This window comes from Actinomadura barringtoniae (assembly GCF_017573505.1).
Classification (GTDB): Bacteria; Actinomycetota; Actinomycetes; order Streptosporangiales; family Streptosporangiaceae; genus Spirillospora; species Spirillospora barringtoniae.
This window is the reverse complement of sequence record NZ_JAGEOJ010000008.1, coordinates 419,722-443,441: the sequence shown is the minus strand read 5'-3', so window position 1 is coordinate 443,441 and position 23,720 is coordinate 419,722. Positions and strand designations below refer to the sequence as shown.

Genomic DNA, 23,720 nt, shown 5'->3' with positions numbered 1-23,720 from the left:
AGGGGGCTCCTAGATGGCTGACCCGAAGGGTTTCCTGACCGTGCAGCGGGAGCTGCCCAAGCGCCGCCCGGTCGACGTACGGATCAAGAGCTGGTCGGAGGTCTACGAGAACTTCGGCAACGACCGGCTGGAGAAGCAGGCCAGCCGCTGCATGGACTGCGGCATCCCGTTCTGCCACCAGGGCTGCCCGCTCGGCAACCTGATCCCCGAGTGGAACGACCTGGTCTACCGGCAGGACTGGCGGGAGGCGATCGAGCGGCTGCACGCCACCAACAACTTCCCGGAGTTCACCGGGCGGCTGTGCCCGGCGCCGTGCGAGAGCGCCTGCGTGCTCGGCATCAACCAGGACCCGGTGGCGATCAAGCGGGTCGAGGTCGAGATCATCGACCGCGCCTGGTCCGAGGGCTGGGTGCGCCCGCAGCCGCCCGAGGTGAAGACCGGCAGGAAGGTGGCCGTGATCGGCTCCGGGCCCGCGGGCCTGGCCGCCGCCCAGCAGCTCACCCGCGCCGGGCATGACGTGAAGGTGTACGAGCGCGCCGACCGCGTCGGCGGGCTGCTGCGCTACGGCATCCCCGAGTTCAAGATGGAGAAGCGGCATGTCGACCGGCGCGTCTCGCAGATGCGCGCCGAGGGCACCGACTTCAAGACCTCGGTGAACGCGGGCGTGGACGTCACCGGCGACGAGCTGCGGTCGCGCTACGACGCGGTCGTGCTCGCCGGGGGCGCCACCGCCTGGCGCGACCTGCCCGTGCCGGGCCGTGAGCTCAAGGGCATCTACCAGGCCATGGAGTACCTGCCCCCGGCCAACAAGGTGCAGGAGGGCGACTACGACGTGTCGCCCATCTCGGCCAAGGGCAAGCACGTGGTGGTCATCGGCGGCGGCGACACCGGCGCCGACTGCATCGGCACCGCGATCCGGCAGGAGGCCGCCTCGGTCACCCAGCTGGAGATCATGCCGCAGCCGCCCGCGTCGCGCCCCGACGCCCAGCCGTGGCCGACGTACCCGATGCTGTTCAAGATGGAGAGCGCCCACGAGGAGCTCGCCGACATGGGCGGCGACCGGGTCTACGCGGTCTCCACCAGCGAGTTCGTGGGCGACGAGGACGGCAACGTCCGCGCGCTCAGGCTCGTGGAGGTCGAGGGCCCGGCGAACGGCTTCAAGCCGATCCCGGGCACCGAGCGCGAGATCCCGGCCGAACTGGTCACCCTCGCGATGGGCTTCCTCGGCCCGCAGAAGGAGGGGCTGCTGGAGCAGCTCGGCGTCGAGCTCGACCAGCGCGGCAACGTCGTGCGCGACAAGGACTACAAGACCTCGGTCGACGGGGTCTTCGTCGCGGGCGACATGGGCCGCGGCCAGTCCCTCATCGTGTGGGCGATAGCGGAAGGGCGGGCTGCCGCTCACGGAGTGGACAAGTTCCTTTCGGGTGAAACATCACTTCCGTACCCCATCCTCCCGACGGCGCGTCCGATAGCCTGATCAAGACACACACCCCGCCGTGTCTCCGGTGTCCCCTGTGGGCCCCGAGGCACGGCGGTGTCATGTTTGGGGGGAATCTCATGCCGACCCGTCAGATCGACGTGACCACCTGGTACCTGGAGCAGCGCGAACGCTCCGACCAGCGCTCCGCGCGCGAGCCCGACGTCCCCGTTGAGATCGTGCGCGCCTCGGAGCCCAGCCCGGAGCTGAGCCGCTTCCTCTACACCGCGGTCGGCGGTGACTGGTACTGGACCGACCGCCTGCCCTGGTCGTACGAGCAGTGGCAGAACTGGCTGGAGCGCCCCGGCGTGGAGACCTGGATCGCCTGCGTCCACGGCACCCCCGCCGGCTACGTCGAACTGGACCCCCAGCCCGAGGGCCAGGTCGAGATCACCTGCTTCGGCCTCCTCCCGAGGTTCGGCGGCAAGGGCCTGGGCGGCCACCTCCTGGCCACCGGCGCCGCCCGCGCCTGGGACCTCGCCGAACGCTGGCCCGACCGCAAGCCCACCGAGCGCGTCTGGGTCCACACCTGCTCCAACGACGGCCCCTACGCCCTCAAGAACTACCAGGCCCGCGGCTTCCGGGTCTGCGACGTCAAGGTCGAACCCGAGACCATCAAGCACACCCCACCCGGCCCCTGGCCAGGCGCCCGCTGACGGTCCGGCTCCGCGTTCCCCCGAACGGGCCGCCTGCGTCAGCATCGGGGGCATGGGGACGGCGGTGGATACCGGGCAGTTGCGGCAGGTGAGGCTGGCCAAGGACGCGATGGACCGGGACTGGGCGCAGCCGCTCGACCTGGCTGCGGTGGCGGCTCGGGCGGGGTACTCGCGCACTTATTTCGTCAAGGTGTTCCGCGAGGTCTATGGGGAGACGCCGGGGCAGTATCTGAGCAGGCGGAGGGTTGAGCGGGCTCAGGAGCTGTTGAGGTCGGCGAATCTGACGGTGACCGAGATCTGCATGCTGGTGGGGTTCAGCAGTCTTGGGACGTTCACGACGAAGTTCAAGCGGCAGGTGGGGATGACGCCGGGGGAGTTCCGGCGGGCGGCGCGGCGGTCGGGGCCGACGCCGATTCCGGGGTGCTTCGTGCTTTTCTGGGCCGGCGGATTCCGCGAGGAGACACCGTAACTTTCGAGAAGTCCGCAGGTGAGCGCTGCTGTCATCGTGGAATCACCACGGAGTGAGACGAAGGGAGCGGCGATCATGATCACTGGACTGGGATTGGCCACCATCTGGGTGCTGGACCAGGATTCGGCGAAGGACTTCTTCACCGAGAAGCTCGGCCTGGAGCTGAAGAACGACCGGACGCTGGGCGAGGGCGGCATGCGGTGGGTGACGGTCGGGATGAAGGACCAGCCGGGGCTTGAGCTGGCCCTGATGGTCCCGGGGACGCCGTCGCTGGATCCCGAGTCCGCCGAGCAGTTGCGGGGGCTCATCGCCAAGGGCGTGCTGGGGGCGGGCGCGTTCAACACCGATGACTGCCAGGCCGAGTACGAGCGCCTCAAGGCCAAGGGCGTGACGTTCGTCCAGGGGCCGGAGAAGCGCCCGTACGGCATCGAGGCGATCTTCCGCGACGACTCGGGCAACTGGTACAGCCTCACCGAGCCGTTCGACGAGCTCGACGAGAGCATCGGGTGGGGCGAGGAGTGCGCTACCTGAGGGTCAGCTCGCGCAGGACGTCCAGGAGGAGTTCGGCGTCGGCGCGGGTGGTGCGCCAGTTGACCAGCGTCGGGCGGAAGACCGTCATGCCTCGGTACGTGCTGGTGCCCGCGTAGACGCGGCCGTCGGCGAGGAGGGCGGCGCCCAGGGCTGAATTCAGGTCGTCCAGCCGGTCTTCGGGGACGCCGGGCGGGCGGTAGCGGAAGCAGACGACGGACATCTGGACGGGGGCCACGAGCTCGAAGTCGGGGGATCGTTCGACCAGGGCGCCCAGGTGGGACGCGGCGTCCAGGTGGCGTTCCACCATCTCCCGGTAGCCCTCCCGCCCGTACGCGCGCAGCGTGGCCCAGATCGGCAGCGCGCGGGCGCGGCGGGACGACTCGGGGCCCAGCATGTTGTAGTTGATCCGCTCGTCGTCCATGGACGGCAGGTAGGCGGCGCCCCACGCGCCGAACGCCTTGCCGAGGATCTCGGGGTCCTGGACGAACGAGAAGCCGCTCTCGTACGGCACGTTCAGCCACTTGTGCCCGTCCGCGGTGATCGAGTTCGCGCGCTCGATGCCGCGGGCGAGGTGGGCGGTGCGGGGAGACAGTGCGGTGAAGATGCCGAACGCGCCGTCCACGTGCAACCAGGCGCCGTGGCGGGCGGCCAGGTCGGCGAGGTCGTTGATCGGGTCGGAGTCGCCGCTGTTGACCTCGCCGAGGTTGGCGACGATCACCGCGGGGGCGCCGCCCAGTGCGGTGAGCGCGGCCTCCATCGCGGCCAGGTCGACGCGGCCGGCGTCGTCGCGGGAGAACGTCCGCAGGGTGTCGCGTCCGCAGCCGAGGATCTGGAGCGCCTTGCGGGTGCTGGCGTGCACGAGACCGCTGCTGAGGACCGGCATCTGCGGCAGCCCTGCCAGGCCCTGCGCCGCCACGTCCACGCCGTGCCGTTCGGCCCACCAGTGGCGGGCCGCGGCGAGCCCGGTCACGTGCGCGAGCGTGGCGCTCGGGGTCAGCACGCCGCCGAACGAGGCGGGGATGCCGAACAGGTCCTTCAGCCAGCCGAGCGCGACGGTCTCGACATGGGTGGCGAACGGGGAGACCAGCCAGAGCCCGCCGCCCTGGTCGAGCAGCGACGTCGCCCAGTCGCCGGCCATCGCCGCCGGGGTGGAGCCGCCGACGACGAAGTGGAAGAAACGCGGCCCCGACGAGTGGGTGCCCGCCTCCGTGCCGATTCGCAACAGCCGTTCGACCGCCGCCGGGCCGCCGTCGCCCTTCTCGGGGAGCGGCCCCTCCAGCTCGCGCAGCAGTGCGTCGCGGGTGCGGTCGTGGACGAGCCTGTCGTCCAGGGTGCGCAGGTACGGTTCGGCCGCCTTGGCGACCAGGTCGAGTCCGGCGGCCGCGGTGTCGTGCTCGTGGATGGGGTCGCTCATGCGGCCATTCAACAGCGAGAACGACCATCCGTACATGACCGACTTGCCCTATGGATCCTTAGGCCGCGCGGTGGGCGAGACCGTTTTCTACAAGACCACTGTCAGAGGCCCGCTCTAGGGTGAGCGCATGAACGAGGGTGCTCTCATGATCGACGGCGGACGGCTGGACCGGGCCGAGGACTTCATGCGGCGCAACGCGCGCCTGATCGACCGGCGCAGGTTCGCGTTCCACTTCCGCGGCGGGCCAGCGGCGGCCATCGCGGCGGCCCTGCGCCCGTACGAGAACGCCGACGGCGGCTACGGCCAGGCGCTGGAGCCCGACCTGCGCGGCGAGGGCAGCCAGCCCGTTCCGGCGCAGCACGCGCTGGAGTTCCTGCACGAGGCGGGCGCGGACGACGACGCGGCGGTGACGCGGCTGTGCGACTACCTCGCCACGATCAGCCGCGGCGGGGGAGTGCCGTTCGTGCTGCCGTCGGTACGCGAGGCGCCGCACGCGCCCTGGTGGCAGACGCCGGACGACCCGCCGGGCGGCATCGTCCCCACCGGCACGCTGGCCGGGCAACTGCACCGGATCGGCTCCGCCCACCCGTGGCTGGGCCCGGCGACCGAGTTCTGCTGGGCGGCGATCGACGCCGCCGACGACCCGGCGCCGTACGAGATCTACGCGATCCTCGCCTTCCTCGACCAGGCGCCCGACCGCGATCGCGCCGAGGCCGCGTTCGAACGCCTCCGCAAGCCGATGCTGCAGCGCGTCACCCTCGACCCGAACGCGCCCGGCGGCGACCTGCACTTCCCCCTCGACCTCGCCCCGGCGCCCGACGGGTTCGGCCGCCGCCTCTTCTCCGACGAGACGATCGAGGAGCAGCTGGACGCGCTCGTGGAGGCCCAGCGCGAGGACGGCGGCTGGACGGTCGACTTCCTGATCTGGACGCCCAAGACCGAGCCCGAGTGGCGCGGCTATGTGACCGTCGAACGGCTCAAGACCCTGCGCGCGTACGGAAGGCTGCCGCGATGACCCCCGACGACGTTTCCCAGCACTGCCTGTCACTGGAGAGGACCAAAGAGGACTACCCCTTCGGCCCCCAGCCCGCCGTCTACCGCATCGAGGGCAAGATCTTCGCGCTGCTGTCGGAGGACGAGGAGAACCCGCGGGTCAGCCTCAAGCTCCCGCCCGACGAAGTGGAGGCCCTCAAGGCCCAGTACCCCGGCACCGTCCTGCCCGGCTACCACCTCAACAAGAAGCACTGGGTGACGGTCGTCCTGGACGGAGATCTGGACCCCGGCGAGGTCCGCGGCCTGATCGAAGAGGCCTACGACGTGGTGGTGGCATCCCTCCCGCGCCGCCTGCGCCCCGGCTACATCCCGCCCGCCCCCACCCACACCCGCTGATCAGACGAGGCCGGTGAGGGGGGTGCCTGCCAGGTCTCGGACCTCGTGGGCCAGGTGGGCCTGGTCGGTGTAGCCGGTTTCGTAGGCGACGTCGGCGAACGGGTGGCCCGCGCGGGCCAGTTTCAGCGCGCGCTGGAAGCGGAGGACGCGCTGCAGGGTCTTGGGGCTGTAGCCGAACGCGGCCATGGTGCGGCGGCGGAGCTGGCGTTCGCCCAGGCCGAGCGAGTGGGCGGCCTCCCGTACGGTGCCCTCGGCCAGGGCGGTGACCAGCGGACGGGCGATCGGGTCCACCGGGCCGGAGGCGGACGTGCGGTTCAGGACGGCGGCGGTCAGGGCGGCCTGCGGGTCCGCGGAGGCGGTCAGGAGGTCGCCCAGGCGGTCGGCGGCGTCGCCCCACAGGTCGCGGAGCGGCAGTCGGCCGTCCCGTACGGCGTCGGCGGGGACGCCCAGGGTCGGAGCGGCCATGCCCGGGCGGAAACGGACGGCGATCAGGCGGTCGCCGGGCTTGAGCCCGGCCAGGTTCGATCGGGTGTCGGGGCCCGCGACCTGGATCTTGCCCTCGCCGGCCCACCAGATCAGGTCGATGCACCCGTCCGGCACCACGAGCTGCTCGAACGGGCCGTCCGCGTCGCGTGAGAGCTCCTGGCTCCACGCGCACGCCAGGCCCGCCCCGGAGGGGGCCGGGACCTCGCGGTAGCGGCTCGGGTTCACCCTTCCTGCATACCACCCCGGGTGCTGGGCAGGGTGCTCGATGTAGGCCGAACAACCGTACGAGGAGGGATTTCGCCATGTCGAGCGAGCTTGAAGGCAAGGTCATCGCGTTCCTGGTCGCCCCGGAGGGGGCCGAGCAGGTCGAGCTCACCGAGCCCTGGAAGGCCGTCGAGGACGCCGGTGGGCGGCCCCGGCTGGTCTCCACGCAGTCCGGCCGCGTGCAGGCCTTCGATCACCTCGACAAGGCCGACACGTTCCCGGTCGACACCACCGTGGACGTCTCCACTTCCGAGGAGTTCGACGGCCTGGTGCTGCCGGGCGGCGTCGCCAACCCCGACTTCCTGCGGACCGACCCGAAGGCCGTCGGGTTCGCCAGGGCGTTCTTCGACGCGGGCAAGCCGGTCGCGTCGATCTGCCACGCGCCCTGGACGCTGATCGAGGCCGACGTCGTGCGCGGGCGGGTGATGACCTCGTGGCCGAGCCTGCGGACCGACCTGATGAACGCGGGGGCGACGTGGGTGGACGAGGAGGTCCAGGTCTGCGCCAACGGGCCGAACGTCTTGATCACCAGCCGCAAGCCCGATGATCTCAAGTCGTTCTGCCAGGCCGCGGTGGAGGCGTTCTTCGGCTGATCTGGAGGCTCGGCGGGTGATGCGGACCACATGGTCTAGACCTTTGAGCTAGACCACTACGTGAATGTTGGGTGGCCGCATCCTGCACGTTTATCCGTACCGGCTGGTAACTAAGTAGCGTTGTGCCCGTGACCCGTCGAGCGAAGATCGTCAGTACCATCGGCCCCGCCTGCTCCAGCCCCGAGCAGATCCGCGCCCTCGTCGACGCAGGCGTCGACGTCGCCCGGCTCAACATGAGCCACGGCGAGCACGCCGTGCACGAGCAGGTGTTCCACCGGCTGCGCGCGGCCGCCGAGGAGACCGGGCGCGGCGTGGGCATCCTGGCCGACCTCCAGGGCCCCAAGATCCGCATCGGGCGGTTCCCGGACGGGCCCGTACGGCTCACGCTGGGCGACGAGTTCACCATCACGACCGAGGACGTCCCCGGCTCCCGCCGCCAGGTCTCCACGACCTACCAGGGCCTGCCGGGCGACGTGAACCCCGGCGACACCGTGCTGATCGACGACGGCCGTGTCGCCCTCGAGGTGGCCTCGGTGGACGGGCCGCGCGTCCTCACCACGGTCAAGGTCGGCGGCATGGTCTCCGACAACAAGGGACTCAACCTGCCGGGCGTCCCGGTGAGCGTGCCCGCGCTCACCGACAAGGACGAGGAGGACCTGCGCTGGGCCCTGCGGCTCGGCGTCGACATGGTCGCGCTGTCCTTCGTGCGCTCGCCCGAGGACGCCGACATCTGTTATCGGATCATGGAGGAGGAGGGCGTCCGCGTCCCCCTCATCGGCAAGATCGAGAAGCCGCAGGCCGTGGAGGCGCTGCCGGAGATCGTCGCGGCGTTCGACGGCATCATGGTCGCCCGCGGCGACCTCGGCGTCGAGCTGCCGCTGGAGCAGGTGCCGATCGTCCAGAAGCGCGCCATCGAGCTGTGCCGCGAGAAGGCCCGCCCGGTCATCGTCGCCACCCAGATGCTGGAGTCGATGATCTCGGCGCCGCGGCCGACCCGCGCCGAGGCCTCCGACGTCGCCAACGCCGTCTTCGAGGGCGCCGACGCGGTCATGCTGTCCGGCGAGACCAGCGTCGGGCAGTACCCGATCGAGTCGGTCCAGACGATGAGCCGCATCGTGCAGGTCGCCGAGAAGGCGAGCCTGCACGCCACGCACGCGCTGAACCGTCGTTCCGAGACCGTCGGCGGCGCCATCGCGCGCGCCGCCGCCGAGGTCGGCGCGCTGGTCGGCGCCGAGGCGCTGGTCGCGTTCACCATGTCGGGGGAGACCGCGCGGCGGCTGTCGCGCTACCGCTCACCGATCCCGCTGCTGGCCTTCACCTCGGTCGCCGCGACCCGCGGCCGCCTCGCGCACGTCTGGGGCGTCGAGACGTTCATCGTCCCGCACGCGCACCACACCGACGACATGGTCCGCCAGGTGGAACAGGGCCTGCTGGAGACCGGCCGGGTCCAGAAGGGCGACCGCGTCGTGATCGTGGCGGGCTCGCCCCCCGGAACCCCGGGCTCGACCAACGCGCTGCGCGTGCACTGCATCGGCGAGGACATCGCCGCCCGCGACGCCGGCTGAGATCGTTCGGCACGCTTTTTCCTTCGTCTTTTCCCTCGTCCTTTCCTTCGTCGCCGGGGCCCGTGGCAGGCCTCGGCGACGGGCTGAGGCGCGTTCGGGCGCGTTGACGCAGGTTGTCCGATCCCGGTCAGTATCGGGTCGAACCCGACTTCATGTTCGATCGTGTCGTCAGTACGGGAGTAAGGCGTAACCAAGGGGGAGACGCGCGCACACCTGTCCTCATCCGGCCACGCTCGCGGCCCCCGGCTTGATGATCACCTGCGCCGCTCACGGCCCGGGTGCACAAGATCGCTTGGGGTGGCTGGACTGAGGCGGCGGACCGGCCGATGGTGGGCCACGTCCCGCCCCGGACGTGCCACCGTGGAGGACTACGTGCCGAAGTCTGCCGCCCTGACCGACGAACTCGACATCGACCAGTTCGCCAACGCGATCGCCGCCGACGCGGCGCCCGCGCTGGCCACCGCACTGCACTCGGCAGGACCCCGCTACCCCTGGGAAGAAATCGTGCCGGACATGGTCCGGCGCCTGATCGAGTGCCTCTGGACGGCCGGGGAGCCGTCCAGCCCCGACAAGCGCCGGGTGGCCGCGGCCGCCCGGCGGTGCGCCCGCGACTGGGTGCCGCTGCAGGAGATCGAGCTGTGCTGCCAGATCGTGCTGGTCAGCCTGTTCCGCAACCTGTGGAACACCGTCCGCCCGCGCGCCGCCTCCGACCTGCTGCGCGCCAGCTCCATGGCCGCCTCCGGGCTGCCGGTGATCCTCACGGTCATCCGGCGCGCCTACATCGAGGAGACCATCCGCGTCGGCGGCGGCCAGGCCGCCGCCCAGCTCGTGGTCGCCACGCTGTCCGGCGGCGGCGACGTCGCGAGCGTGGCCAGCGAGGCGGGCGTGAGCCTGCCCGACAACGGCGTCATCGCGGCGCTGGTCCCCGTGCCCGCCGACGACAAGACCGAGCCGCCGCTGTTCGACGAGGTGCCGCCCGGCATCCGCGCCCAGCTCCCCGCGGGCGCCCTGTGCGCCCCGACGCCCGAACGGACCCGCCTGCTCGCCCTGCTCCCCGCTCCCGACTCCTGCGATCCCGAGACCGAACCCGCCGTGCGCATCGCCGCGACGCGGCTGCTCGGCGCCTGCCACGCGACGTACGGATGGGGCTTCGTCGCCGGGCTGGCCGGGCTGACCGGCGGCGAGACCGCCGAGACCAGGGCGGTCGAGGCCAAGGCCGCCACCGAGGAGGCGATCGCGACCAGCGCGTTGCTCGCGGGCCTGGGCGAGGCGGGCCGTGCGGCCTTCCTGTCCGACACGGTCGTCGGCGCGGCGCTGGTCACCCGGCGCGACCTGAGGCTGCGGCTGGCCGCCCGGATGGCCGCCGTCCGCGAGCGCGAGCAGCTGTGGACCACGCTGCTCGCGCTCTACCGCTGCGACCTGGACCGCGGCCGGACCGCCCGGCTGCTCGGCATCCACCGCTCCACGCTGGACTACCGCCTCAACCGCATCGAGCAGCTCGCGGGCTGCTCGCCGACAAGCGTCCGCGGCATCCAGCTCTTCTCGGCAGGACTGGCGGCCGACGCCCTCGGCCCGTGATCGCGAGCCGGCGCGCTCGGCCCGTGATGAACGCGCCCCCGGAACGCTAGGGCGCGTACTCGCGGCCCAGCAGGTGACGCGCGACGACCAGCCGCGTCACCTGCTGGGTGCCGTCCCCGATCTCCAGGCCGATGACGTCGCGGAGCCGCTGCGCGATCGGCAGCTCCTCCGACCAGCCGAGCTGCCCGAACGTGAGCAGCGCCTGATGGCAGGCCTCGACGGCGGCGCGCGGCGCCCACGCCTTGGCCATGTTGGCGGGCACGGCGGGGTCGCTCCCGGTGTCCTTCAGCCACAGCGCCTCGTACGCGAGCAGCCGCGCGGCCCGCAGGTAGGTGGCGTGCTCGGCGAGCGGGAACGCCACGCCCTGGAACCGCCCGAGCGGACCGCCGAACGCCTGCCGTGAACGGGCGTGCTCGTGCGCCTCGTCGATGGACTGGCCCGCGGCGGCCAGGCACATCAGGCTGATCAGCGCGCGCGAGTAGTCGAAGCCGCGCATCACCTGGATGAAGCCGAGCCCCTCGCCGCCGACGATGTCCTCGGGACCGACCGGCAGCCCGTCGAACCGCAGCTCCGCCCGTCCCGCCGAACGGCCGCCGAGATCGCGGCCGCGCGTCCGCGTGAGGTGCGCGTCGTCCAGGGCGGCGTAGAAAGCGGTGACGCCGCGCGCGCCGGGGCCGCCCGTACGGGCGAACACCAGGCCGTGCGTCGCGTACGCGCCCAGCATGATCGAGGTCTTCACCCCGTTCAGCAGCCAGCGGCCGTCACCGGCCGGCTCGGCGGCCAGCTCGATCGAGGCGGCGTCCGAGCCGTGCCCCGGCTCGGTCAGGCACAGCGCGACCAGCGCCTCGCCGGACGCGATCCCCGGCAGCCACCGCGCCTGCTGCTCCTCGGACCCGTTGGAGGCCAGCACGTCGGCGATCAACGCGGCCTGCAGCACGGCGTAGCAGGCGTTGAAGTCGGCCCTCGCCAGCTCCTCCAGGGCCAGCCCGGTGGTCACGCAGTCCGCGCCGCGACCGCCGAGCGCGGCCGGTACGCGCAGCCCGAGCAGACCCTGTTCGGCGAGCTCGCTCCAGATCCCCGGCCGCGGTTCGCCGGTCCGGTCGCCCTCCTGGTAGTGCGGGGCGACGCGCTCCTCGGCGAACTTGCGGATCTGCGCCGCGTAGCGCTCCTGGTCCGGTGTGAACGAGAAGTCCATGCGTCACCCTTCGGTGATCTGGTCGGTGATCTGGTCGGTGGTCTCGTCGGCGAGCTCGGTGCGGAGCTGGAATTTCTGGATCTTCCCCGACGGGGTCTTCGGCAGTGCCTCGCGCAGCTCCAGCCGTTCGGGCCAGTACTGCTTGGCCATGCCGAGGTCGGCCAGGTGAGCGGTCAGCTCGGGCAGGCCGGGCGCGGGCTCGCTCGCGACGATGAACGCGCAGGCCCGTTCGCCGAGCCGATCGTCGGAGTAGCCGACGATCGCCACGTCGCGTACGGCCGGATGCCGCAGCAGCGCCGCCTCGACCTCGACCACCGGCACCTTCTCGCCGCCCCGCACGATGAGGTCCTTCACGCGGCCCGCGATGCGGATGCCGCCGAAGCCGTCGTCGCGCGCCAGGTCCCCGGTGTCGAACCAGCCGCCCGGCGCGAGCGACTCCTCGTAGAGATCGGGACGGCCGAGGTAGCCGAGGCACTGGCTCGCGCCGCGCACCTGGAGGCGCCCGGTCGTGCCCTCCGCCACGGGCTCGTTCGCGGCGTCGACGATCCGCGCCTCCATCCAGGCGACCGGGCTGCCGTCGCTCATGGCGGCACGGTCCGGCGGGTTCTCGGGCCGGGTGATCGTCACGGTCCCGTTCTCGGTCATGCCCCACAGCGCGTGGACACGCAGGCCCAGCACCTCGGTGGCGCGTTCCACGACCAGCGGCGGGATCGGGCTGCCGCCGCACGCGAAGACCTTCAGCGACGACAGGTCGCGCGGCGCGACGCGCTGCTCCTCGATCGCGTCGACCAGGAACGTCGTCGCGCCCATGCCGAACGTGACGCCCTGCTCCTGCACCAGGCGCAGCATCAGCGACGGGTCCCAGGACTCCTGGATGACCGCGGTCGCGCCGAGCAGCAGCGGCATCAGCATGCAGTACGCGAAGCCCGCCTGATGAGTCATCGGCGAGCCCATGCTGATGACGTCGTCGCCGGTCAGCGCCAGCGATTCGGACTCGGCGCGGGTCAGCGCGTACAGGGTGTTGTGCGAGTGCATGACGCCCTTGGGCTCGCCCGTCGTCCCGGACGTGAACATCACCTGCGCGAGGTCGTCGGGACGTGCCTCGCGCTTGTCGAGCTCCTCCGGCCCGTACGTCTCGCCCCACGAGGTCTGCAGGAAGTGCGCGTCGAAATCCAGCGCCTCGCCGCCCCCGTCGCCGCCCCCGTCGCCGCCCCCGTCGCCGTCTCCATCGCCGTCTCCATCGCCGTTCAGCAGGACGACGTGCTGGAGCGTGGGGACCTCGGAGCGGACCTCGGCGAGCATGCCCGCGTAGTCGAAGCCGTTCCAGGAGGCCGGCGCCACGTAGACCTTCGCGCCCGTACGCCGCGTCATGAACGCCACCTCGCGGCGCCGCATGATGGGCAGCACGGGGTTCACCGCCGCGCCGACCCGCGCGCACGCCAGGCACAGCGCGACGAACTGCCACGAGTTCGGCATTTGCAGGGACACCACGTCGCCGCGGTCGACGCCGAGCGCGAGCAGCCCCGCCGCCAGCCGGTCGACCATCTCCACGAGTTCGGCGTAGGCCAGGCTCTCGACGTCCTCCGACGCACGGTCCGCGCCGGTGCGGTAGACGACGACCGCCGGCCGGTCCGGATGCGCCGCGGTGGCGCGCCGCAGGTCGTCCAGCACCGTGTCGTCGCGCCACCAACCACGTTCCCGGTACTCCGCGGTCATGATCATCCTCCTCGTTCGACGAGACCGAGTATCAGCGCGGCGCCCGCGCGGCGGACCGGGCCGCCACTACGACATGTGCCGGAAGAAGTCTGGGCAGTTCCGACAATCTGCTCATGCTTGGGCAATACAGGTGAACGACGGCGCTACATACGCTCGGCGCTGCCGTCCCGGGTCCACGGTCGCGACGCGGCGACCGCCCGGCGCTCTGGCGTGAAGGGACGCAACCGTGTTCACCAGTGAGGAGACAGGACTCGCCGTCGAAGGGGGCCCGGCCGCTCGCACCGAGCCGTGGCCCACCTATGACAAGGGCGATGTCTTCATCAGCCCGGAGGACGAGGCGGCCGTCATCAAGGCCGTCCGCTCCCGCCTCTACTTCCGCTACGACCACCGCTCCTACGAGGAGACCTGCACGGGCCGCTTCGAGCGCCGCCTCGCCGAACGCTTCGGCGCGCGCCACGCCCTGGCCTGCAGCAGCGGCACCACGGCCATCTCGCTGGCACTGCTCGCCGGCGGGCTGGAGCCCGGCTCACCGGTCGCCTGTCCCGCGTTCACGTTCGCGGCGACGCCGAGCGCGATCATCCTGGCCGGGCACACCCCCGTGCTGGTCGAGTGCGACGCCGACCTGCACATGGACGTCGCCGACCTGAAGCGCGTGCTGGACGAGGGCGCCAAGGCCGTCGTCGTCGTGCACATGCGCGGCTTCGCCAGCGACATGCCCGCCATCTGCGAGCTCGCCGGAGAGTACGGCGTCCCGGTCGTCGAGGACGCGGTCCCGGCGCTCGGCGCGCGGATCGGCGACCGCCACCTCGGCACGTTCGGCGACTTCGGCGCGTTCAGCACCCAGTCCGACAAGTCCCTGAACACCGGCGAGGGCGGCTTCCTGCTGACCGACGACCCCGAGGCCTACGCCCGGGCGACGGTGTTCAGCGGCGCGTACGAGGACCGGATGAACCGCCACTTCGAGGGGACGCCCCCGCCCGTCGACGACCTCGCCTACCCGATCTTCTCGTTCCGCATGGACGAGATCCGCGCCGCGCTCGCCGACGCGCTGCTGGACCGGCTGCCCGACCGGCTCGCCCTGCACCACCGCAACTACGAGCACGTCGCGCAGTGCCTGGGCGAGATCTCCGGGATCACGCTCCGCACGCCCGTCGCGCCGCGCGCCTACCTGGGCGAGGCGCTGGTGTTCCGGCTGGAGGGCGCGAGCCCCGAGCAGTGCGCCTGGTTCGCCCGCGCGCTGTGCGCCGAGGGCGTGGACGCCCGCGCGCTCGGCGACCGCGGCGACAAGAACGTCCGGTCGTTCTGGAACTGGCGGTTCCTGGTCGGCCCCGACGCCGACGCCGCCCGCGCCGCCCTGCCCCGCACCGCGCGGTACGTGAGCGAGGCCATCGACATCCCCCTGTCGGCCAACCTCACGCCACGCGACTGCGACGACCTGGTCACCGCGGTCCGCAAGGTCCTGCCCGCGCTCGGCTGAGCCCCTCGCCCTCGCCCCTCGCCTTCCGGAAGGAACACCATCATGTCCGCACCCGCAGTCGCCCCCGCGGCCGCCGTCCCCCCGCCCCTGCAGGGGGAGGTGCCCTCGCCCGGCAGGGAGCTCGTCCGGGCGCTCGCCGAGGCCCCCGACGGCTCGGCCGAGGTCGCCCTCGACCTCCCGGTGACGCTGACGACGACCTTCCCCTTCTTCGCCACCCGCCCCCGCTACACCGTCCGCCACCTGCTCGGCACCCGGCCGGTGGAGGACGGCGCCGACCGTGCCACCTACGTCATCGAACCGGTCCGCGCCGACACCCCGGCCGAGTCCGGCACGTCCTACGACGCCAGTCCCGAGGCGGCGTTCGAGCCCGTGCTCGCCGAGGCGCGGCTCACCGACGTCCGCGTCACCGTGCCGCTGCCCGCCGGTCTGGTCGAACGTCCCGACCTGCTGGCCGCGCACATCGACCGCCGGGTCGTGGTCCGGCTGTGCACCGCCGAGAACGAGATGCTGCTGCACGGCAGCGCGGACGGTGCCGTACCGGGGCTGCTGAAGGCCCGCGGGCTGCGGACGGCGCGCGGCCGCGGCCGGATCGCCGACGACGTGGCGTGGGCCGCCGCGATGGTCGAGGAGACCGGCGGATCGTGCGACGGCATCGTCGTGCACCCGGACGTCTACTGGGCCCTCGCCCTGGACGGCCGCCTCGCGCACCTGAACGCCGCCGGCGTCCGGGTGTCGCGGACCCGGATGATCGCCCGTCATCAGGCGCTGTTCGCCGACTTCCGCGCCGTCGCGACGCTGCTGGACCCCGCCAGCTCCCGTCTCGTTCTCCGACGTGGCGGGAGCAACGGCAACGGCAACGGCAACGGCAACGGCAGCAGCGGCAGCAGCGGCAGCCGCGGTGCCGACGTGGTGGAGGCGTCGTGCCGCGTCGGTCTCGCCGTTCACCTGCCCCAGCACCTGGTCCTGGTGGACCTGGGCGAGGCGCCGCAGTGAAGGCCGCGGTGAAGGTCCTCTACATCACCGGCTGGTGCCGTTCGGGCAGCACGCTGCTCGGCAACGTGCTCGGTGAGCTGCCCGGGGTCGAGCACGTCGGCGAGCTCTCCTACCTGTGGAGCAACGGCGTGCTGCGCACCGGGACGAACCCGACCTGCGGCTGCGGCGAGGACCTGCTCGACTGCGGCGTGTGGAGCAAGGTGCTGGCGTCCCTCGCCGAGGACGACGCCGGGCTGCAGGCGCTGGCCGCCGACTGGGTGCGGCGGCACGACGCTCACCTGCGGACCCGCCACACGCGGGCCCGCCTGGCCGAGGCGACCGGGCGCACGGAGCCCGACCTGGACGTCGGTGCGACCCTCGGCGCGATGACCTCGCTGTACGAGGCGGCGGCGGAGGTGCTCGGCGCGGACGTCATCATCGACAGCTCCAAGTTCCCCGCCGAGGCCGCCGCGCTCACCGGACTGCCCGGCATCGACGCCCGGATTCTGCACCTCATCCGCGATCCTCGAGCGACGGCCTACTCATGGTTGCGCGCCAAGTCCTACATTCCGGCCATGGATCTGCGGCGCAGCACCGCCTACTGGACCGGGTTCAACATCGCCTCCGAGTGGATCGGCGGGGCGTTCCCGCGCCGATATCGCCGCCTCCGCTACGAGGACTTCGTCGCCGAGCCCGCGCGCGTTCTCACAACGCTCGCGGCCTGGGCCGAGCTGCCCGGCGCGCCCGCCGTCGGGCCCGGCAAGACCGTGAACCTGGGCGAGAACCACACCGTCACCGGCAATCCCGACCGGCTGCGGCGCGGCCCGGTCAAGATCCGCCCGGACGACGCCTGGGTGACCGGCCTGGCCCGCGGCGACGCGGCCGTCAGCACGGCGATCGCGCTGCCGCTGCTGGCGCGCTACCGCTACCCGCTCACCCCGAACGCGCGCGCCCCGAAAACACCGACTCCGGGGGGCTGAGCCATGGATCTCGGAGTGGCGGGCAAGGTCGCCCTGGTGGCGGGTGCGGGCAGCGGGCTCGGACGCGCGATCGCCTTGCGGCTCGCAGCCGAGGGCGCCGACGTCGCGATCTGCGGCCGCGATCCCGGCAGGCTCGCGGACGCCGAACGGGAGATCGACGCCGCCGGTACGGGCAGGGTGTGGAGCCAAGCCCTGGACCTCACCGTCGACGGCGCCCCCGAGGAGTGGGTGGAGTCGGCCGCCGACGAGGCGGGCGCGCTGCACATCGTCGTCACCAACGCCGCCGGGCCCCCGCCGGGACCGGTGGACTCCTTCACCCCGGCCGACTACCGTGCGGCCGTGGACGCGGCCTTCATCCCGCACATCGCGCTCGTGCTCGCCGCGCTGCCGCATCTGCGCGTCGCCGGCTGGGGCCGCATCCTGATGATCGCCTCGGAGACCGTACGGCAGCCGATCCCGCGCTACGGCCTGTCGAACGCGGCGCGCCCCGGGCTGGTCGGGTTCGCCAAGTCGATGGTGCAGGCGCTCGGCGCGGGCGACATCACGGTGAACGTGCTCGCCCCCGGCTACCACCGCACCCCGGCGCTGGAACGGCAGTTCGGCGACCGGGCGGACGAGGCGATCGCCGAGATCGCCAAGGACATCCCGCTGGGCCGGATCGGCACCCCCGACGAGTTCGCCGCGGTGGCCGCCTTCCTCGCCTCGGCCCACGCGGGCTTCGTGACCGGAACCGTCCAGCTCGTGGACGGCGGAGCCACCCGGGGGATCCCGTGACCACCTCCATGACCGGCACCGATACCGATTCGCGGACCTGGACGGGCACGTTCGCGGCGCTCTGCGCGATCCTGCTGCTGACCTTCACCGCGTTCGGCTCGGTCATCCCGGTGCTGCCCAAGCTGCTCACCCATGAGCTCGGCGGGTCGGACCTCGCGGTCGGCGCGGCGTTCGGGATCTCGGCCATCGCGGCGCTGCTGAGCCGCCCGTACGTCGGGCGGCTCGCGCAGGGCGGCGACGTCCGCCACGTCATCGCGGCGGGCACGGCGGGCGCCGCCCTGCTCGGCGCCGGTTACGCGGCGGCGGCCTCGCTCGGCGGCGGCGCCGCGATCGCTGCACTGCTCGCGCTGCGCGTGCTGATGGGCATGGCCGAGGCCGCGGTGTTCACCGCCGGGTCGCTGTGGGTGGTCGCGCTCGCGCCCGAGGACCGGCGCGGGCAGCTCGTCGGCTGGTACGGCCTGGCCATGTGGGGCGGCTGGACGCTCGGCCCGGTGATCGGTGACCTGCTGCGCCGCGAGATCGGCTACGGCGCGGTCTGGACGCTGCACGCCGTGCTGCCCGCGATCGCCGTCGTCATCGCGTTGCGGATGCCGCGCGGCGACCTCGGCGGCGGCGCGGTCTCCCGGCGGCTCGTGCCGCGGCCGGTGCTGCTGCCGGGCACCGCGCTCGCGCTCGCGGCGGTCGGCTACTCCGCGCTCGCCGGGTTCGTGGTGCTGCACCTGGACCACCGGGGCGTGGGCGGCGGTTCGCTGGCACTCGGGCTGTTCGGCGCCTCCTACATCGCCGTACGGCTGCTGTTCGGGCGGCTGCCCGACCGGGTCGGCGCCGCCCCCATCGCGGTGGTGTCCGGACTGCTGGAGGCGATCGGCCTGGCACTGATCGCGGTCGCCCACTCGCCCTGGCCAGCGGGGCTGGGCGCGCTGATCATGGGCGCGGGCTTCACCCTGCTCTACCCGTCGCTGGCGCTGCTGGTCATCAACCGTTCCGATCCCGCCGAACGCGGCGCGGCGCTCGGCGCCTACACCTCGTTCTGGGACCTGGGCCTGGGCGCGGCGGGCCTGATCACCGGCGCGATCGCGACCGGCCTGGGCTACCCGGCCGTCTTCGCGGTCGCCGCCTGCGCCGCTCTCGCCGCCGCTCTGGCGGGCCGTCTGGCCCGGTGACGTCTGGCCGAGTGACCTCTGGCCAGGTGACGTGTGGCCAGGTGACGTCTGGCCAGGTGACAGGGGCGGGTTGGCACTCTGAGCCGGGTTTCCGGGGCAAGGCCGCATGAGGCCATGTTCCGGAGGCCCGGTACCGCTTTGATCATCTGCGTGCCACCTTGTTGACCATGCGGCGAACGGGGCGCCTGGCCGTGCTCTGGCGGGGGATCAGGCTGAGGCGCGGCATGTCCGCCGGCGTCTTCCTGATGGCCGTCGTGTCCGCGGCCGCCGCCTCGGTCGGCCCGTCCTTCCACGACGCCGCCGCCACGTCCGCCCTGCGCCAGGCCATCGCCCTGGCGCCGCCGGGCGGGCAGTCGCTGCTCATCACGCTGACGGCCTCGACCAACGAGCCGGGCGGGCCGCTCTCGCCGGAGAGCCTCCAGACCGCGGCGAACACGGCCATGGGCGCCAACACGCGGCTGTTCCGCGCTCCCGTCCGCGAGATCCAGCTCCCCGGAGCGGTTCCCGGCAGCGACACCGCCGGCCTGATGTGGCGCGACGGCGTCTGCGGCCATCTCACGCTGGCCGCCGGCCGCTGCCCGCAGCGCGGCAACGAGGTCGTCGTGGACGAGGCGACGGCCACCGCGCGCGGCTGGCGGACCGGCTCCACGATCCCGACCCTGATCCCCGAGCCGGAGGAGGAGCCGGGGGCGGGCCAGGGCATGCTCACCCTCGATGTGGCCGGGGTCTACACGATCACCAGCCCGGGCGAGCCGTACTGGTACGGGCACGCCGCCGGGCCCGACGGCCGCCCGGCCTCCGGCGCGATCTTCGCCGCCGACCCGCTCATCACCTCGCTGACCACCTACCCGGTCCTGCCGGACAAGGTCGGGCTCATCGGCCGCGTGATGCTGCCGGTGCGCGGCGACGCGCTCCGTTCGGGCGACGGTCCCGTCCTCGGCCAGGCCGTACGGGACGTCGCCGCGTGGGTCGCCCACGACTCGAACCGCAGGGCGTTCAGCTCCACCATCGTCACCACGCTCGACGACATCGACTCCTCGCTCGGCGCCCTGCAGGTGCCCGTGGTGACGGTGACCGTCCAGCTCGTCGTGCTGTGCTGGCTGCTGCTGTTCTTCCTCATGATCGACATCGCCGAGGCGCGGGCCCCCGACGTCGCGCTCGCCAAGCTGCGCGGCCTCACCGGCGTGCGCCTGCTGGTCTTCGGCCTCGCCGAGCCGCTCGTGCTGCTCGCCGTCGCGCTGCCCGTCGGCGTGCTCGCCGGCCGGTTCGGGGCACGCCTGCTGGCCGACACGTTCGTCGGCGGCGTTCCGATGGGCTTCCCCTCGACGGTGTGGCCGGCCGCCGCCGCGACCACGGCGGGCGGCGCCGTCGCGGCGGCGCTGGCGTTCCGCGCGGCGCTCACCCGGCCCGTCACCGAGCAGTGGCGCCGCACCGCGGGGCGCCGCCCGCCGCGCGGCTGGATCCCCGAGGCCGTGCTGCTCACGCTGGTCGCGGGCGGTCTCGTGCAGATCATCGGGAACGGTCCGCTGGGCGACGCGGGCCGTCAGCACTCGGCCGCGCTGCTCGTGCCCGGTCTGCTCGCGCTCGGCGCCGCCCTGGTCGCCGCCCGGCTGCTGCCGCCCGCGTGCCGGTCGCTGTTCGCCCGGACGCGCAGGCGCGGGGGACTGGAGTACTTCCTCGCACTGCGGCACATCGCCCGGCGACCCGGCGTCAACCGGATCACGATCTCGCTCGCCACCTCGGTGGCGCTCGTGGTGTTCGCCGTCGCGGCCTGGTCGGTCACCCGTACCAACCACCACGAGTACGCCAGGCTCCAGCTCGGCGCGCCGGTCGCGTTCAGCGTCAGCGAGCCGCCGGGGCAGTCCGTCGCCGACTTCGCCGAGGCGGCCGACCCGGGCGGCCGGGACGTCGCCGGGGTGATGATCGCCAGGAGCGCCGAGGCGGGCACACCGGCCACGCTCGCGGTCGATCCGCAGCGCTTCGCCAGGGTCGCGTACTGGCGCAAGGACTTCGCGCCCCAGTCGCTGGCCGCCATGACGGCCGCGCTCAAGCAGAGTTCGCCGCCGCCGGTCGCGCTGCACGGCGACCGGCTCCGGATCCGCGTACGGGTCCAGAAGCTGAACGCCCGCGGCATCGAACTCCACGCCGACCTGATCGTTCCGGGCCAGCCACGCCCGACCGAGGTCGGCCTCGGGACCCTGCCCACCTCCGGGCGGCGTTCGCCCACCACGCGGCTTCCCGGATGCGAGCGCGGCTGCGAGATCCAGCGGATCTTCCTGCGCGACCAGCCCGCGGTCACGCCCGTCGACACCGACGGGCAGTTCACCGTCGAGGCGCTCGACGAACGGGTCGGCGGGCGGTGGCGGCCGGTCGACGCCGGGCTCGCCCAGCCGTCCCGGTGGCGGATCGTCCAGCCGCAGAACGCCCAGTACGGGGTGGGCAACGCCGGGGGAGGCGCCCAGGCCGACGGCCTGCACGTCACCGTCCAGTCCGACCTCGCGAGCTGGCGCGGCGTCTACCCGGCCACCTTCCCCGAGACCCTCTCGGCGATCGTGACCCCCGCCGCCGTACGCCCGCCGCCCGACCGGCCCGACGAGCGGCCGCCGCCGATCCGCGGGCTGAACGCGGGCACCCTCGCGATCAGGCAGGCGTTCACCGCCCGGGCCCTGCCCGCGGTGGCCGACCTCGGCGTCATCGTGGACCAGGACGAGGCCCGCCGTTCCGCCGGAGGCATCGACCGGGGCGTGGAGTACCAGGTCTGGACGACGCCCCGGGCCGCCCCCGCCGTCCGCGCCAAGATCCGCGCCGCCGGGATGACGATCTTCTCCGAGCGTTCCGTCGGCCAGGCCACCCGCGACCTGGACCGCCAGGGCCCCGGCCTCGCGCTGGCGCTGCTGCTCGCCGCCTCCGCGGCCGCCGCGCTGCTGGCCGCCGCGGGCGCCATGCTGAGCCTGTACGCGTCGGGACGCCGCCGCACCTACGAGCTGGCCGCGCTCCGCGTCGCCGGAACGCGGCGCCGTGTGCTCGCCGCCAGCCTCGTCCTCGAACAGCTGGTCGTGCTCGGCTTCGGCGCGCTCGTCGGCGTCGGCGCGGGCCTGCTCACGATCTGGCTCGCGCTGCCGTCGGTGCCGCAGTTCGTCCGCAAGCCCACCGCGCCCGTGCTGACCAACGCCCCGGACCCGCTCCCGCTCGGACTCGCAGTCACGGGCGTCGTGGTCGTGATGACGGCGGGCTCGCTGCTGATGTCGCGGGCGATCATGTCACGGGTGCACGCCGACCAGCTGAGGGAGGCGCCGCCGTGACCGTCGTCAGCTGCGAGAACGTCATGCACATCTACCACCTCGAGGGAAACGAGGTGATCGCGCTGCGCGGCGTGGACCTGCAGGTCGAGGAGGGCGAGAGCGTCGCCCTGCTGGGCCCGTCGGGCGCGGGGAAGTCGACGCTGCTGTGGCTGCTGGCCGGGCTGCTGCGGCCCAGCGCGGGCGGGCTGCGCGTGCTCGGCCGCGACGTCGAGAAGCTCGGCCCCGGCGCGCTGACCCGGCTGCGCGCCCGGGAGATCGGCATCGTCCTGCAGAACCCGGCGCGCAACGTCTTCGCGCACGCCACCGCCGCGCAGAACGTCGCGAACGCCCAGCGCATCGCCCGCAGCCGCCGCGCCTCCCGTTCCCGCCCGGTGAACGAGCTGCTGGGCCGGGTGGGCCTCGCGGACCTGGCCGGCCGGCCCGCGGGCCGCCTGTCGGGCGGTGAGCAGCAGCGGCTCGCCGTCGCCATCGCGCTCGCCCACCGTCCCAAGCTGCTGCTGGCCGACGAGCCCACCAGCCAGCTCGACCGCGAGTCCGCCGACGCCGTGATCGATCTGCTCCGGGAGGCCGGCGCCGAGAACGGCGCCACGGTCGTGGTGGTGACGCACGATCCCGCCGTCGGCGCCGCGTTCGACCGCGGCCTCACCATCCGCGACGGGCGCGTGGGCACCGAGGCCCGCGACGGCAACGAGTACCTGGTGGTCGGGCGGGACGGCTCCGTTCAGCTGCCGCCGGCCCTGCAGGAGCTCCTGCCGCCCGGCACCCGGGCCCGGGCGCGCGCCCTTCCCGACGGCGTGGAACTCCGCCGCGTCCACGAGGGGGAGGACGGGTGAACGAGCCGTTGCTGCGGGCCGAGGACCTGACCTACGCGGTCGACGGGCGGACGATCATCGACGGGGTGAGCCTGCGGATCGAGGCCTCCGAACGCGTCGCCGTCATGGGCCCGTCGGGCTCGGGCAAGTCGACCCTCTTCACCCTGCTCGCGGGCCTCGCTACGCCCGCGGCGGGGCGGGTGCTGCTGCGCGGTGAGCCGGTGGGGGAGTCCGGCCGGCAGGAGATCTCCTACGTGTTCCAGGGCTACGGCCTGGTCTCGTTGCTCACGGCCGCCGAGAACATCGAGGTCGCCCTGCGCGCCGCCGGACGGGCTCCGGAACACGCCCGGCGTCTGGCGGCCGACGCGCTCGACATGGTGGGGCTGACGCCGTTCGCCGACCATCTGATCGAGGAGCTGTCGGGCGGCCAGCAGCAGCGGACCGCCGTGGCGCTCGCGCTGGCCAGGCGCCCGGGGCTGCTGCTGGCCGACGAGCCCACCGCCGAGCAGGACTCGGGCAACCGTGATTTGGTGCTGAAGGGCCTGCTGGCCGAGACCGAACGCGGGGCCGCACTGGTCATCGCGACGCATGACCCGGATGTGGCCGCTCGCTGCGACCGGACCCTGACCCTCCGCGCGGGCCGTCTGGCCCCTCCGGAGACCCTTCCGGAGACCCGGACCGAGGCCCCGGCGGATTAAGGTTTCCTGAGAATTATCGAGGTGCCCCGAGTGGGATTCGAACCCACACTAAACGGTGTTTGAGACCGCTTCCTCTGCCATTGGGATATCGGGGCCCATGCCCGGGCAAACCGGACGTGGATCCGAGCCTGAGGCGGGCGCCCGTAACGCCTACCTGGCGAAGACCAGCGTAGCGGGTCCCGGTAGTCTCGTGCGCGTGACGGAGAGCG

At 73.0% G+C, this 23,720-nt stretch carries 21 protein-coding genes and 1 tRNA gene; 17 read left to right on the top strand and 5 right to left on the bottom strand.

From position 1 onward, the window contains the following. Positions 1-13: 13 nt before the first annotated feature. The 4 genes from J4573_RS21875 (at position 14) to J4573_RS21860 (ending at position 3,133) form a co-directional block, all read left to right on the top strand. Positions 14-1,477 (top strand): glutamate synthase subunit beta, encoded by a 1,464-nt coding sequence (locus tag J4573_RS21875; RefSeq protein WP_208257630.1) that lies wholly within the window; start codon positions 14-16, stop codon positions 1,475-1,477. A gap of 80 nt (positions 1,478-1,557) precedes the next feature. Beyond that, positions 1,558-2,133, top strand: coding sequence for a GNAT family N-acetyltransferase (locus J4573_RS21870; RefSeq protein WP_208257629.1), 576 nt, complete (start codon positions 1,558-1,560; stop codon positions 2,131-2,133). A gap of 52 nt (positions 2,134-2,185) precedes the next feature. Continuing rightward, complete coding sequence (locus J4573_RS21865; RefSeq protein WP_208257628.1) at positions 2,186-2,602, top strand: helix-turn-helix transcriptional regulator; 417 nt, start codon at positions 2,186-2,188, stop codon at positions 2,600-2,602. A 75-nt stretch (positions 2,603-2,677) separates the two neighbouring features. Then, entirely contained in the window at positions 2,678-3,133 is a 456-nt protein-coding gene (locus tag J4573_RS21860; protein ID WP_208257627.1) for a VOC family protein, read from the top strand. Here the strand turns inward: J4573_RS21860 and J4573_RS21855 are convergent. Continuing rightward, on the bottom strand, positions 3,126-4,547 hold the full coding sequence (locus J4573_RS21855; protein ID WP_208257626.1) for a pyridoxal phosphate-dependent decarboxylase family protein: 1,422 nt from the start codon (positions 4,545-4,547) through the stop codon (positions 3,126-3,128). The genes J4573_RS21860 and J4573_RS21855 overlap by 8 nt on opposite strands. Positions 4,548-4,674: 127 nt before the next feature. On the opposite strand from J4573_RS21855, the gene J4573_RS21850 reads away from it, so the two are divergent. Both J4573_RS21850 and J4573_RS21845 read left to right on the top strand, forming a co-directional pair. Beyond that, positions 4,675-5,562 (top strand): hypothetical protein, encoded by an 888-nt coding sequence (locus tag J4573_RS21850; RefSeq protein ID WP_243773341.1) that lies wholly within the window; start codon positions 4,675-4,677, stop codon positions 5,560-5,562. Further along, positions 5,559-5,936, top strand: a complete 378-nt coding sequence (locus tag J4573_RS21845) for an MmcQ/YjbR family DNA-binding protein (RefSeq protein ID WP_208257625.1) — start codon at positions 5,559-5,561, stop codon at positions 5,934-5,936. Before J4573_RS21850 ends, J4573_RS21845 begins: the two co-directional genes overlap by 4 nt. Here J4573_RS21845 and J4573_RS21840 read toward each other — a convergent pair whose 3' ends face one another. Continuing rightward, positions 5,937-6,647, bottom strand: coding sequence for a helix-turn-helix domain-containing protein (locus tag J4573_RS21840; protein WP_208257624.1), 711 nt, complete (start codon positions 6,645-6,647; stop codon positions 5,937-5,939). A gap of 77 nt (positions 6,648-6,724) precedes the next feature. Here J4573_RS21840 and J4573_RS21835 point away from each other — a divergent pair, with 77 nt between their 5' ends. From J4573_RS21835 to J4573_RS56155, 3 genes are all read left to right on the top strand, one after another. Then, a complete protein-coding gene (locus J4573_RS21835) occupies positions 6,725-7,279 on the top strand; it encodes a type 1 glutamine amidotransferase domain-containing protein (protein ID WP_208257623.1) in 555 nt (184 codons plus the stop codon). Between the two features lie 128 nt (positions 7,280-7,407). Then, positions 7,408-8,844 carry a pyruvate kinase gene (gene pyk / locus J4573_RS21830; RefSeq protein WP_208257622.1) on the top strand — a complete coding sequence of 479 codons (1,437 nt, stop codon included), beginning with the start codon at positions 7,408-7,410 and terminating at the stop codon, positions 8,842-8,844. A 372-nt stretch (positions 8,845-9,216) separates the two neighbouring features. Further along, positions 9,217-10,422, top strand: a complete 1,206-nt coding sequence (locus tag J4573_RS56155) for a PucR family transcriptional regulator (protein ID WP_208257621.1) — start codon at positions 9,217-9,219, stop codon at positions 10,420-10,422. 46 nt (positions 10,423-10,468) lie between these two features. On the opposite strand, the gene J4573_RS21820 is transcribed toward J4573_RS56155, so the two are convergent. Together J4573_RS21820 and J4573_RS21815 are read right to left on the bottom strand one after the other, a co-directional pair. Then, the gene (locus tag J4573_RS21820; RefSeq protein WP_208257620.1) at positions 10,469-11,617 is read right to left on the bottom strand and encodes an acyl-CoA dehydrogenase family protein; all 1,149 of its coding nucleotides are present in this window, start codon (positions 11,615-11,617) and stop codon (positions 10,469-10,471) included. Positions 11,618-11,620: 3 nt separating this feature from the next. Then, positions 11,621-13,333: an AMP-binding protein gene (locus J4573_RS21815; protein WP_243773340.1), complete on the bottom strand. Its 1,713-nt coding sequence runs from the start codon at positions 13,331-13,333 to the stop codon at positions 11,621-11,623. Positions 13,334-13,559: 226 nt separating this feature from the next. Here J4573_RS21815 and J4573_RS21810 point away from each other — a divergent pair, with 226 nt between their 5' ends. The 8 genes from J4573_RS21810 to J4573_RS21775 all read left to right on the top strand — a co-directional run bounded on the left by J4573_RS21810 (position 13,560) and on the right by J4573_RS21775 (position 23,511). Further along, on the top strand, positions 13,560-14,810 hold the full coding sequence (locus tag J4573_RS21810; RefSeq protein ID WP_208257618.1) for a DegT/DnrJ/EryC1/StrS family aminotransferase: 1,251 nt from the start codon (positions 13,560-13,562) through the stop codon (positions 14,808-14,810). A 42-nt stretch (positions 14,811-14,852) separates the two neighbouring features. Then, positions 14,853-15,803 (top strand): family 3 encapsulin nanocompartment shell protein, encoded by a 951-nt coding sequence (locus J4573_RS21805; protein WP_208257617.1) that lies wholly within the window; start codon positions 14,853-14,855, stop codon positions 15,801-15,803. After that, positions 15,800-16,762 (top strand): sulfotransferase, encoded by a 963-nt coding sequence (locus J4573_RS21800; RefSeq protein WP_208257616.1) that lies wholly within the window; start codon positions 15,800-15,802, stop codon positions 16,760-16,762. Before J4573_RS21805 ends, J4573_RS21800 begins: the two co-directional genes overlap by 4 nt. 3 nt (positions 16,763-16,765) lie before the next feature. Further along, positions 16,766-17,536, top strand: coding sequence for an SDR family oxidoreductase (locus tag J4573_RS21795; protein ID WP_208257615.1), 771 nt, complete (start codon positions 16,766-16,768; stop codon positions 17,534-17,536). Next, positions 17,533-18,699 carry an MFS transporter gene (locus J4573_RS21790; RefSeq protein ID WP_208257614.1) on the top strand — a complete coding sequence of 389 codons (1,167 nt, stop codon included), beginning with the start codon at positions 17,533-17,535 and terminating at the stop codon, positions 18,697-18,699. Before J4573_RS21795 ends, J4573_RS21790 begins: the two co-directional genes overlap by 4 nt. Positions 18,700-18,866: 167 nt before the next feature. Continuing rightward, positions 18,867-22,001, top strand: coding sequence for an FtsX-like permease family protein (locus J4573_RS21785; RefSeq protein WP_208257613.1), 3,135 nt, complete (start codon positions 18,867-18,869; stop codon positions 21,999-22,001). Next, on the top strand, positions 21,998-22,834 hold the full coding sequence (locus tag J4573_RS21780) for an ABC transporter ATP-binding protein (RefSeq protein ID WP_208257612.1): 837 nt from the start codon (positions 21,998-22,000) through the stop codon (positions 22,832-22,834). The genes J4573_RS21785 and J4573_RS21780 overlap by 4 nt, the downstream gene beginning before the upstream one ends. After that, a complete protein-coding gene (locus J4573_RS21775) occupies positions 22,831-23,511 on the top strand; it encodes an ABC transporter ATP-binding protein (protein WP_208257611.1) in 681 nt (226 codons plus the stop codon). Before J4573_RS21780 ends, J4573_RS21775 begins: the two co-directional genes overlap by 4 nt. Before the next feature lie 22 nt (positions 23,512-23,533). Here J4573_RS21775 and J4573_RS21770 read toward each other — a convergent pair. Continuing rightward, a tRNA-Leu gene (locus J4573_RS21770) sits at positions 23,534-23,606 on the bottom strand. Positions 23,607-23,720: the final 114 nt, after the last annotated feature.